Origin of the sequence: Eubacterium sp. AM05-23 (genome assembly GCF_003477535.1) — a bacterium.
GTDB classification, from domain to species: domain Bacteria; phylum Bacillota; class Clostridia; order Eubacteriales; family Eubacteriaceae; genus Eubacterium; species Eubacterium maltosivorans.
Genome location: NZ_QUDF01000002.1, coordinates 179397 through 191095 on the forward strand (window position 1 = coordinate 179397; position 11699 = coordinate 191095).

General features: G+C 46.8%; 8 protein-coding genes. 1 reads left to right on the forward strand and 7 read right to left on the reverse strand.

All coding sequences use genetic code 11. The annotated features are described in order from the left end of the window. Window positions 1-4: 4 nt before the first annotated feature. The 3 genes from DW091_RS03070 to DW091_RS03080 all read right to left on the reverse strand — a co-directional run bounded on the left by DW091_RS03070 (window position 5) and on the right by DW091_RS03080 (window position 4134). A complete protein-coding gene (locus DW091_RS03070; RefSeq protein WP_074616622.1) occupies window positions 5-1627 on the reverse strand; it encodes a putative manganese-dependent inorganic diphosphatase in 1623 nt (540 codons plus the stop codon). Between the two features lie 188 nt (window positions 1628-1815). Further along, window positions 1816-2991: a MalY/PatB family protein gene (locus DW091_RS03075; protein WP_096918959.1), complete on the reverse strand. Its 1176-nt coding sequence runs from the start codon at window positions 2989-2991 to the stop codon at window positions 1816-1818. A 9-nt stretch (window positions 2992-3000) separates the two neighbouring features. Then, complete coding sequence (locus DW091_RS03080; protein WP_118517371.1) at window positions 3001-4134, reverse strand: PLP-dependent aspartate aminotransferase family protein; 1134 nt, start codon at window positions 4132-4134, stop codon at window positions 3001-3003. A 227-nt stretch (window positions 4135-4361) separates the two neighbouring features. On the opposite strand from DW091_RS03080, the gene cysK reads away from it, so the two are divergent. Beyond that, on the forward strand, window positions 4362-5294 hold the full coding sequence (cysK, locus tag DW091_RS03085) for a cysteine synthase A (RefSeq protein ID WP_118517372.1): 933 nt from the start codon (window positions 4362-4364) through the stop codon (window positions 5292-5294). A 45-nt stretch (window positions 5295-5339) separates the two neighbouring features. Here the strand turns inward: cysK and nrdG are convergent, their stop codons facing one another. The 4 genes from nrdG to larA form a co-directional block, all read right to left on the reverse strand. Then, window positions 5340-5804, reverse strand: a complete 465-nt coding sequence (gene nrdG / locus DW091_RS03090; RefSeq protein ID WP_118517373.1) for an anaerobic ribonucleoside-triphosphate reductase activating protein — start codon at window positions 5802-5804, stop codon at window positions 5340-5342. Next, the gene (locus DW091_RS03095; RefSeq protein ID WP_118517374.1) at window positions 5782-8106 is read right to left on the reverse strand and encodes an anaerobic ribonucleoside triphosphate reductase; all 2325 of its coding nucleotides are present in this window, start codon (window positions 8104-8106) and stop codon (window positions 5782-5784) included. Before DW091_RS03095 ends, nrdG begins: the two co-directional genes overlap by 23 nt. Window positions 8107-8425: 319 nt before the next feature. Further along, a complete protein-coding gene (locus DW091_RS03100) occupies window positions 8426-10057 on the reverse strand; it encodes a hypothetical protein (protein WP_118517375.1) in 1632 nt (543 codons plus the stop codon). A gap of 180 nt (window positions 10058-10237) precedes the next feature. Continuing rightward, complete coding sequence (larA, locus tag DW091_RS03105) at window positions 10238-11512, reverse strand: nickel-dependent lactate racemase (protein WP_118517376.1); 1275 nt, start codon at window positions 11510-11512, stop codon at window positions 10238-10240. Window positions 11513-11699: the final 187 nt, after the last annotated feature.

Below are 11699 nucleotides of genomic sequence, written 5' to 3' on the forward strand. Positions count from 1 at the left end.
TAAATTATAACGCTGAAGCATTCATGAGCGGCGGCACCACCTGTTTTTTTCTGGAGTAAACGCCAGGAAAAAATTTACTGATGTCATCCTCTCCGATACCAAAAGCTGCCTCGGCAAGCTTTCTGGATTTGCCAGCGACCAGTATTTCACTGCCGCCCATAATAATATCCGTTACCATCAGGACAGCCAGGTCAAAACCCTCTTCGGCGCACGCTTTTTCCATTTCAGATAATACAGGTCTGAGCTGCTTGAACATACCCTTAAAGTCACCAGTGTTGATTTGAGAAACCATGACTTTATAATTACCCATGGTAAAGCGCTTGCGGTCTGCGGATAAGATTTCCCTGGGAGACATGTCCGCCAGGTTGCTGCCGGCTACCAGCATGTTTTCGCCATAGGCTTTCAGATCAACACCTGCGATATCCGCAAGCTCTTCTGCGATTTTCCGGTCAGTCTCGGTACAGGTAGGAGAATGGAAAAGCAGAGTGTCTGAAATAATGGCTGAGAGCATCAAGCCAGCAATGGGACGCGGAATTGGAATATTCCGTTCGTGGTACATCTTTGACACAATGGTACAGGTGCAGCCTACGGGCTCAATCCGCAGATACAGCGGTGTAGACGTCTGTATTTCAGCTACGCGGTGATGGTCGATAACCTCAATAATTTCAGCTTCTTCTACGCCTCGGATGGACTGCCCGCGTTCGTTGTGGTCAACGAGAATAACCTGCTTGCGGTTATAGTCCAGCAAATTACTTTTGGTAATGGAGGCGAGAACCATACCGTCTTCGGAGACAACTGGAAACCGCGTATGATTAGAGGTGAGCATATTTTCCTTGACGTCGTCGATCGTTTCGTAGGTGACAAAGTACTCCAGATTTTCTCGCTTTACGAAGTTGGTAATTGGGATTACCTGGGTTAAAAGGCGGATGACCTCAAAGGGAGAATGATTAGAGAGGAATATGAGTCCCTTATAATTTTCAGGAACCGGCGGTGTTGTACCAATCGGTGTATTGGAGATAATGATGTTTTCTGCGCCGACCTTAAAGGCCTTTTCAAGTGAGCCGTCATTAAGGGCTGTGACGACAAAATCTTCAGCGCTGAGCTTCTGGCCGGCTGTCAGCTCGGTGTTAGTGTAGAGGTTGCCGGTAACGCAGTCATATGGAATCTCCCCGATAATACGGGCGTCCAGAATTTCAATGATATTTTTATAAGGTGTTTTGGTGTCCTTAAGGATGGATTCAACATAAGGGTCTGTGTAGGCCTGTATGATATCTGGAAGCGAGATGATACCGAGAAGCTTTTTATCGGCGTCAACAACGGGCAGGGAACGGCCGGGGTTTGAAATAATTTGATTCATGGTTTTTAATACCGAATCCTGTTCTGTCGCCATAGAAAAATTATTGAAATGAAGGTCGGAAACCTGGGGCTTAACGCTTTTGATCAGCTTAGGCGGCTCCACGTTAAAATAATCCAGTACATATTTTGTTTCTTTATTGATATTACCAAGACGGCATGCCACAACGTTTTCGTTTCCGAGAGCCTGTTTCAGGTAGGCGTAGGAAAGAGAGGCGCAAATGGAATCCGTATCGGGATTTTGATGTCCAAAAACATAAATAGCTTGAGCCATATTTCGAATTCTCTCCTTTTTTTGTAATACTATCATAATAAGAAAAAAAAATCCATTAATAATCTCTGTAAAGGGTATCAGATTATAAGACGCAGGAAATTAAGCTTCTGGTAAAGTGGTTGGAATAAAAGGAATATTTAAGCTTGGCAATAAAAAACGGCAGAAGCTTCTGCTTCCACCGTTTGAGATTAAATAGTGTCAATGGCAGTCTTGAGTTGGGAAAAGGCTCTCTCCAATGTCGCTTTTGGACAGGCAATATTAAATCGTTCAAAGCCCTCGCCCTCGGGACCGAACATGGCGCCGCGGTCCAGCCAGAGTTTGGCGTTATTGACAATCATATCCTCCAGAGCATCCTCGGACAAGCCCAGTTCCCTGAAATCCAGCCATACAAGATAGGTTCCTTCTGGCTCGACAAGTTTTACCTGTGGTAAGTTTTTTTTCAGAAAATCACGGACAAAGGATAAATTGGAGGCAAGATACTGCTTTAATGCTTCCAGCCACTCTTCGCCGTGGGCATAGGCAGCCTGACAGGCAACAAGCCCCATGAGGCCAACCTGGCTGAAACCGGAACGCTCCATTTCCGCTTTAAATGTGTGGCGGAGCGTCCGGTTGGGGATAAAGATATTGGAAGCCTGAAGTCCGGCAAGATTAAAGGTTTTGCTGGGAGCAGTACAGGTAAGGCTGATGTCCGCAAAGTCTGGTTTTATGCTGGCAAAAATGGTATGAGTCTGCCCTTCATATACAAAATCAGCATGGATTTCATCTGATACAATTGTCACATTGTGGGCAAGGCAGATATCGCCCATCCGCGTCAGTTCATCTTTTGTCCAGACGCGGCCAACAGGGTTATGCGGACTGCAGAGAATAAACAACTTGACGTTATTATCGACAATTTTCTGCTCAAAATCATCAAAATCAATGGTATATCGGCCGTCTTGATAGAGCAATGGATTGTTTACCAGCTGGCGTTCGTTAACCTCAATACAGCGTGTGAAGGGGTAATAAACCGGCCGCTGAATCAGTACAGCGTCTCCTTTTTCAGTCAGGCCCCGCACTGCTGTGGCAATGGCATAGACGACACCAGGCGTTTTGACGAGCCAGGAGGCCTCTGGCTCCCAGTTGAAGCGCCGGCTGTACCATGCTTGCAGCGTGTCGAAATAATCGTATTTTACATCTGAGTAACCATAGATACCGTGTGCGCTGGTTTTTACAAGGGCGTCGATGACGTGCTGTGGCGTCTTAAAGTCCATATCGGCTACCCAGAGGGGAAGGATATCTTCAGGCATCCCTCGTTCTGCAGCAAAATCATACTTAATGGAACCAGTATTTTTCCGGTCCACTATTTCATCAAAATTGTAAGACATAAATTCCTCCTATTTCAGTGACTGATCGAGATCGGCAATGAGATCATTAATATCCTCCAGCCCTACAGACAAACGCAGCAGACAGTCGTCAATACCGAGAGATTCCCTTATGCTTTCAGGCACATCGGCGTGAGTCTGAAGCATTGGATAGGTGATGAGGGACTCAACCCCGCCAAGACTTTCGGCGTAAAGTATAAGGGAAACACGCTCAAGCACGTTTACCGCCGTCTGAGGGCAGTCAACCTTGAATGAGATCATTGCGCCGGAGCCTCTGGCCTGTTTTTGGGAAAGCGCGTAGTCAGGATGATCTGGAAGACCAACATAAAAGACCTGTTTAATTCGAGTGTGCTGTGACAGCCACTTAGATAATTCTAACGCATTTTGCTGCTGGCTGTCCATACGTATGGCTAAAGTTTTTATACCCCGGAGAACCAGCCAGCTGTCAAATGGGGAGAGACAGGCGCCGGTGGTTCCGTAAATAAAGCGGAGACGCTCGGATAAAGCCTCGTTTTTGGTAACAAGAAAACCGGCAAGTGTGTCGTTGTGCCCGGATAAATACTTTGTGCCGCTGTGGACCACCACATCTGCACCGAGATCCAGAGGGTTTAAATAGTAAGGTGTTAAAAAAGTATTATCCACCAGCAGCAAAAGATCATGAGCCTTTGCAATTTCGGCTATTGCTTTTATATCGGTAACCTTCATCATAGGGTTGGTCGGTGTTTCGATAAAAATAGCTTTGGTGGAAGACGTGACAGCCTCCCTGACCGCCGCTGTATCTGAGGTGTTGACTGCTGTGAAATGCAGCCCATGATTGGAGGAAATAGTGTTAAACAGCCGGTGTGAGCCTCCGTAAAGATCATCAGAGGTGATAACATGGTCGCCGCCTTTAAACAGCTCAAAAAGAGCGGTAATGGCCGCCATGCCAGAGGAGAAGGCCAGCGCATCGTTTCCGTGTTCCAGTCTGGCGATGGTTTCCTCGAGGTGCTCCCGGGTCGGGTTCTGAATACGCGAATAATCATAGCCTGTGCTCTGACCCACACCGGGGTGGGCAAAGGTAGCATTTTGAAAAATAGGAACAGAAATGGCTCCGGTGTCATTGTGATAAACGTTAGAACCGTGAATGCAGAGGGTATTAATGTTCATAGGAAAGTCTCCTTTTTAAATGATATAAGACATAGTCAATAGATATGTTTTTATAATCATAGTACGAAAAATACCGGAAGTCAACAACTTTTTTTAAAACATATATGAAAAATATGGATTATTTTTCAAAAAAGCTTGACAGAATTGGCTCATCGGCATATAATAAAAATCATAGTAATCATATATGAAAACAAAAGAATATAATGTTTTGAACGGAGGAAAACAAAATGGCAAAAATTTATAAGAGTTTAATAGAATTAATTGGAAAAACACCGCTTTTGGAGCTGAGCAATTATGAAAAGAAAAATGCATTAGATGCTGCAGTGCTGGCAAAGCTTGAGTACTTTAATCCAGCGGGGAGCGTTAAGGATCGTATTGCGAAAGCCATGATTGATGACGCAGAGGCAAAGGGGCTGCTGAAGAAAGGCTCTGTTATTATTGAACCGACGAGTGGTAATACCGGCATTGGTCTGGCGAGTGTTGCTGCTGCCAGAGGCTACCGCGTGATTCTGACAATGCCTGAGACCATGAGTGTGGAACGCAGAAAGCTATTAAAGGCCTATGGGGCAGAGCTGGTTCTGACCGATGGCGCTGCTGGTATGAAGGGTGCTATCGCTAAGGCAGAGGAGCTGGCCAAGGAAACACCGGACTCATTTATTCCAGGGCAGTTTGTCAATCCTGCAAACCCGGCTGTGCACAGAGCCACAACGGGTCCGGAAATCTGGGAAGATACAGATGGAAAAGTAGATTACTTTGTAGCTGGTATTGGTACAGGCGGCACGATTACCGGCGTAGGCGAGTACCTGAAATCTAAAAATCCAGATTTAAAAGTGATTGCCGTTGAACCGACGGGTTCTCCGGTGCTGTCAGAAGGAAAAGCAGGTCCGCATAAAATTCAGGGCATTGGCGCTGGTTTTGTACCGGATACGTTGAACACCGGTGTGTACGATGAGATCATTAAAGTTGATAATGAAGACGCTTTTGCGGCAGGCCGCGAGGTTGCAAAAGAGGAAGGCCTGCTGGTCGGCATTTCTTCAGGCGCGGCGCTATGGGCGGCAACGCAGCTTGCAAAGCGTCCTGAAAATAAAGGGAAAAATATTGTGGTGCTGTTACCCGATACCGGAGAACGCTATTTATCAACTGCCTTGTTTGAGGAATAAATTAAAAAAAGGGTGTGTACGAATATCGTGTACACACCCGTTTTTTTAGTGTCGTAATTCAATAACACGTTGGTTACTGCTTCCACGAAAGGGGAGGGTCAGATCACGCTTTTCAAACTGGAATGGCCCGTCAATGAGCAGATCGGTTTCCTGAAGCAGAGCCTTGACGCCGTTATCTTTCAGTGCTTTCAGTCTTTCCAGCGTGTAGCCAGTGTAGGTAACCACATCCAGACCCTTTGCATGAAGTTTATGAGCCAGGCCGGCCAAGGCGGCTGGCTGCAGAAAGGGCTCGCCGCCGCTGAATGTAACGCCTTGAAGAAGAGGATTTTCCATTATTCGGGCGAAAAGCATCTCTGTTTCCATAAAAGTGCCGCCTGTTTGCTGATGTGTCTGAGGGTTATGGCAGCCAGGGCAATTGTGGGGGCAGCCCTGGGTAAAGATGACAAAGCGGAGCCCGGGGCCGTCAACAATGGATTCTTCGATACAATTATTGATTTGCAGAAACGCCATGCTTTACCCTCGCTTTCTCTTCCGCGCGCTTTGCGTTGTTCCAGCGGTCAATGGTACCTACCAGATAGCCAGTAATACGGCGGATGCGCTCAAAATCAGGGTTTCCATCACCCTCATGTCTGTGACAGTTTGGACATTCTTCACCGATAATACCGTTGTAGCCACAGACTGGGTCTCTGTCGACGGGATGGTTGATGGAACCGTAGCCGATACCGGCTTCCTTCATGCAGCGGACAATTTTTTCAAAGGCTGCGAGGTTGGCGCTGGCATTTCCGTCCAGCTCGACATAGCTGATGTGCCCCGCGTTGGTATACGCATGGTAAGGCGCTTCCAGCTGAATCTTTTTATAGGCCTGTATGGGGTAGTAGACCGGAACATGGAAGGAATTTGTATAGAACTCGCGGTCGGTAACGCCGGGGACAGTCCCGAATTTTTCGCGGTCGATGGAGACAAAACGGCCGCTGAGCCCTTCAGCCGGTGTAGCGAGCAGGGTAAAGTTCAAGCCTGTCTTTTCAGATTCAGCGTCCATCAGGCGCCGCAGATGCCCAACGATCTGAAGACCCAGAGTCTGACTTTCCGCGCTTTCTCCATGGTGCTTGCCCGTAAGCGCCTTGAGGGTCTCAGCAAGCCCGATAAAGCCGACGCTGAGGGTTCCGTGCTTTAAAACGTCCTCGATCCGGTCGTCCCGGCCAAGGCTTTCCGAATCGATCCAGACGCCCTGTCCCATCAGGAAAGGATAATTACGCCCCCGTTTAGCGGCCTGGATTTTGAAACGGTGAAGCAGCTGGGTCACAACCAGAGAGACACGCTCATCCAAAAGCTTGTAAAAAGTATCAAGACTTCCCTCGGATTCAAGAGCGATCCTGGGTAAATTGATGGAAGTAAAGCTTAAATTGCCGCGCCCGCAGGTTGTTTCATTTTCAGGGTCATAATGATTGCCCATAACCCGGGTCCGGCAGCCCATGTAGGCTACTTCTGTATTATAATCGCCCTTTTTGTAATACTGTAAATTAAAAGGGGCGTCCAAAAAGCTGAAGTTCGGGAAAAGGCGTTTGGAGGAAGTTTTGATGGCCAGTTTAAAAAGATCGTAGTTGGGATCGGCCTTGTCATAGTTAATCCCCTCTTTTACCTTAAAAATCTGAACCGGAAAAATGGGCGTCTCGCCGTTGCCAAGTCCGGCCATTGTGGCTTTCAGCAGGTTTTTGATGACCATTCGTCCTTCGGCGGAGGTATCCGTACCATAGTTTACAGAGGAAAAAGGAACCTGGGCACCGGCCCGGGAGTTCATGGTATTCAGGTTATGAATAAAGGCTTCCATCGCCTGATAGGTGGCTTCCTCGGATTCGCGCAGTGCGGTCTGGCAGGCCAGCTCATGGTTTTTTTTAATCATCTGGGTATCAAAAGAAGACCCTTTAAAAAATGCGGCCAGCTTCTGACCGAAGGTTTCCTGTGTATCCATAGTAACTGGGACACTAATTTTTTCACAGGCAGAGACAACCATCTCGGTGATTGTTTCGCGTTCCTTTCCGGAACAGACACAGAGATCATTGATCAGCGCTTTGCGGTATAGCTTGCTGAAAGTCTTGACAATACCGGGCGCCATGGCATAATCAAAGTTTGGAATACTCTGGCCTCCGTGCATTTCATTTTGATTTGCCTGAATGGCGATGCAGGCAAGAGCGGAGTAGCTGCGGATGTCGTTGGGCTCACGCAGGTAGCCATGTCCTGTTGAGAAGCCGCCCTTAAAGAGTTTAAGCAGGTCAATCTGGCAACAGGTTTCAGTCAGCATATAAAAATCTTTATCGTGAATATGGATATCACCGGAGATATGCGCATCAGCAATTTCGCGCGGAAGAATGTAATTATCGATAAAATATTTTGATCCTTCAGAACCGTATTTCAGCATGGTTCCCATTGCTGTATCTGAGTCGATATTGGCGTTTTCACGTTTAAGGTCTGCGTCTTCAGCGTAACGGAAAGTGAGATCTTTATAAATTTCCATCAAATCGCTCTCAGCCTGACGTGTTTTAGCGTGCTCGGCACGGTATAGAATATAGGCTTTTGCTGTTTTGGCGTAGTCAGCTTTGATCAGCGTTTCTTCCACAATATCCTGTATCTGCTCCACCGTTGGACGGCCTAAAGGCTCAGCCGCTGAGGTGACCACATTGGTCAGAAACTCAATGTGCTTTTCTGTCATAGACTCGCCGCTCACAGAGATATTCGCCTTGTAAATGGCATTGCTGATTTTACGGGCATCAAATGGCGCTGCAGTTCCGTTTCGTTTAATAATATTGTCGATCATTACATCATTCCTCCGGATGCTTAGTTATTGTCGGTTACTTCGAAAATCATACTATATATTGTGCTCTCTGTCAATTTGTGGACAACATTTTGTGAAAATGATTAAAATGAGCGTATGAGAGGGCTGAGGCCTGTGGATAAAAAATGTGCACAAAAATTTTTATTAAATAAGCGTGAAAGAAGACAATTTTTTACAGATGAAAACAGCTGACCAATATAAAAAAGCGGTGTACGCTGTTTTAACGTATACCGCTATATTTAGATAAAAATTTGTTTTTGCCAAGTATAACATACAATATATGGTTTTGGCGCCATCGCTGCTAATCGTCTTTTATATCGGATGTTTCTCTGCGGACGAGCAGCATGGTCACGGCGCAGAGTAAAGTCAGACTGAGTGCTGCCGCCGCAGGCAGTCCACCTTTTACATTATTTTTTATAACGCCTGTAATCCCAGTGTTCACATTCTCGGACACGGAGGCGGTACCGTTCAGGTAGCTGGATACTGTTTTTAAGGCATTGCCCATTTCCTGGAGATAAAGGGTCGATTCGGATTTCAGGCTTTCTTTGGTACCCGTTTTGACATTTTCATTAGGGCTTGAAACAGCAAGTGATGAGGTTTCTTTTTCGACGGAGACTTTGGGGACTGCCGTGGGCACTACTTTTGTTTCATTACTGCCGTGGTTCCTATCGCTCTGTGTAACAGTGGGGTTTCCCTCCTGATCAAGGGTAATACGGATGGCGTTGGAATCACCGCTTATGCTGCCGTTCTTAGCTTCGAGCTGGAAAACATAGCTGTGGCCGGCTTCCAGGCCGGTCAGACTGTATTGGTTGGCTGCTGTGGCTGTGAGCTTTTCAGCCGGCCAGGCCTGCCATGTGCTGCTGTCATCCTTTTCCACCCAAAGTGTTGGTGTGCCAAAGCTTTGGATTGGCTGGTGGAAACGGAGAAGCAGACTGTAGCTGCCGATGCTTTCAGTCACAGGCGCGTCGTAATAAATAAATGGTTTTTTAGGATCAATGACGACGAGCCGTTGATTTTGACTTTTCAGCAAAGCAGCAGCACCGGCCGGCGTAAAGGTATCGGGGCAGAGTTCATAACTGAGCGAATAAATCCCAGCTTTTGTAATATCTGCGGTGTCTGTATTCCAGCAGACTGGCAGCGATGGGCTGTAACGGATATCGCCGGTATCCTTGTCGGTAATTTTAAAGACCATACTGCCGGGCAGACTGCCCGGGGTATTCAGTTCTGTATAGTGGTATCCTGCATTTTTGGGAACTGCAGTGGTATCTGCAATAACTGCGTTTTCTACCTCTGGAGAGACAATGCTTGTATTCAGAAGCACCTCGCCTGCGTCAACAGCAGTGGCGCCAGTTCCATCAGCGGTAATTTCACTGAAATAGGCATCAAGACTGCCCTTTGTCTGAATGGCGGTGCTGCTGCTGCCAGTGGTATGGACAGAGGTGGTATCCAAGGACAGATAGGCTGTGCCGACGGCGCTGATACCACAGGTGTTGGTACCAGCCGCTTCAATTTTTGAAGCCTTTGCTGACAGGCAGCTGTTTCCGCTGATTTTAATAGCTGTGCTGTTTTCGGCTTCAGCTGTCAGAGTGGAATGGTCAAGCTGAAGGTCAGCATTGTTCTCCAGCATGAGCAAGGTTTTCTGGCCGGTAATGGTTATGTTCTTAAAGGAAAAGCTGTTTTGGATATAGAGCGTATTTTTGCCAAGATCCAGGGTGATGCTGCTGTCCGGCTCAAAGCCTCCGATACTGCTGTCTCTTCCTAAAACAATGTCTTTTGTAACATGAATGGTACCTCCGGTTTCGTTAAGCGCACTGACTGCGGAGATTAAGGTTTCGGCGCTGTCGGCCGTATTTTCAGGTGCCTGGGCAGATACCGGCATACCGGTAAAGAGCAGACACAATATTATCAATAATAAGGTTTTCCGGGTCTTCATAAGCCCTCCTTGAGCATTCGAATATTGTCAAATTGCCAATCGCATTTATTATAACACAAAATTGCCCGGGAGTGAACTGTTTATCAATGAAAAGCACCTTGTTTATTGATAAATACACGAAAAAAGCACCCTGGTGGGCGCCCTTTTCATATATTTATTTAGAGAGGTAGATAATGAGCTTTATTGTTCGACGATAACGGCAATTCCGTTTGGAATAACGGTAAAGCTGGCGTTTTCACCTTTAATTTCTTTTGCCATTTTGACAGCAGTGTCAAGATCAGGCGCGTAGGTCATTTTCATTTCTGTTACGATATCTTTCATTTCCGGACGTGTAACATATAAAACCGTATGCTTTGAGAGAATCCGCGCAAGAATCTGGTATTCCCATTGGTCGGGCTGTGTCTGATTCTGTGGGATGGTCATAATGTTTTCAAAAAGCGCTCTCGCAGATTCGCAGTCCCGCATCGCGCGGTAAAAACCGTCTCCGCCAGTACCATCCAGGCATTCTGCGCAGAGAATAATGACGCCGTCGTCTCCGGCGGATGCTTCGGCAGCGGTCATGCTCTTAACGCACTGGTACATGTTTTGGTCAAGAGGCGCTCCGCCGTTACCAGTAATGACAATATCGGCCGGAACAGCCTTGACGCGGCAGTATTGCTTTAAAAATTCGCAGCCTGCCTCATGCGCAATGAAGGGATCGCCGGCAAAGGCCATGACAACACGCTTTTCCTCGTCGATGATCACATTGACGATATATTGGAGGCCCGCCTGTTTCGCGGCAGATTTCATATCGGTGTGGATCGGGTTGTTTTCTAAAATGCCAGTGCGCGCATAAGGACTTGCGATGAATTTGCTGCAGTGATTACCTAAGACAGTCACGCGGTCAGAAACGCCTGGCAGCACACTTTTCCGTCCGCCTGAAAAGCCCGCAAAGAAATGAGGTTCAATGAATCCCTCAGAGACAAGAAGATCGGCTTCGGCGGCAAGCCGGTTTATGATCAGATCAGCGCCAGAGGGAAGGACACCGATTTTTACGTTTTCGTCAGCATTGGAAGAATCGTGTACGGCAATTTTTTCTTCATCAACAATTTTCTGTCCCAGCTTTGAAACCAGCTCGTCCGTTGTCGTACCGCGGTGAAAACCTGTGGCGACCAGCAATGTGATATCGATATCCGGGTTTCCTTCGCGCATTTCTTCAAGCATAAATGGAATAATGTGTTTGCTTGGGACGGGACGCGTATGGTCGCTGATAATAATGACCGCTGTTTTTTTATCCTTTGCCAGTTCCTTTAAGGAAGCGCTGCCCAAATGTTTTGCCATTGCAGCTTTGACAATGTCATCCTCGGTCTGGTCGTTCTGCAGGTTACCGATATTGGAATTTAAAACGCCTGAGACCTGTTCATCAGGCAGCTCCAGGGTCAGTTCTGTGTTGCCATAGGGAATTTTTGAAATCATAATGATCCTCCAGTTTAAATGATTTAGCATGATGCGAGTATAAATTCGGTCGAAATTATTGGTAAGTGGTCTTACCAGTTATGTTCTTATTGTAGTACGCTTTTCAAAGAAAGTCAAGGATAAAAAAACCGTTTTCAAAAAGAATTTTTTAAATTGGAGATTTGGACAGCAAAAGTAGGACATCCAA

Coding starts and splice junctions, on each gene's coding strand:
- DW091_RS03075 (WP_096918959.1), bottom strand. CDS start 2,991: ATGTCTTACAATTTTGATGAAATAGTGGACCGGAAAAATACTGGTTCC.
- DW091_RS03095 (WP_118517374.1), bottom strand. CDS start 8,106: ATGATCGACAATATTATTAAACGAAACGGAACTGCAGCGCCATTTGAT.
- larA (WP_118517376.1), bottom strand. CDS start 11,512: ATGATTTCAAAAATTCCCTATGGCAACACAGAACTGACCCTGGAGCTG.
- nrdG (WP_118517373.1), bottom strand. CDS start 5,804: ATGGCGTTTCTGCAAATCAATAATTGTATCGAAGAATCCATTGTTGAC.
- DW091_RS03100 (WP_118517375.1), bottom strand. CDS start 10,057: ATGAAGACCCGGAAAACCTTATTATTGATAATATTGTGTCTGCTCTTT.
- DW091_RS03080 (WP_118517371.1), bottom strand. CDS start 4,134: ATGAACATTAATACCCTCTGCATTCACGGTTCTAACGTTTATCACAAT.
- cysK (WP_118517372.1), top strand. CDS start 4,362: ATGGCAAAAATTTATAAGAGTTTAATAGAATTAATTGGAAAAACACCG.
- DW091_RS03070 (WP_074616622.1), bottom strand. CDS start 1,627: ATGGCTCAAGCTATTTATGTTTTTGGACATCAAAATCCCGATACGGAT.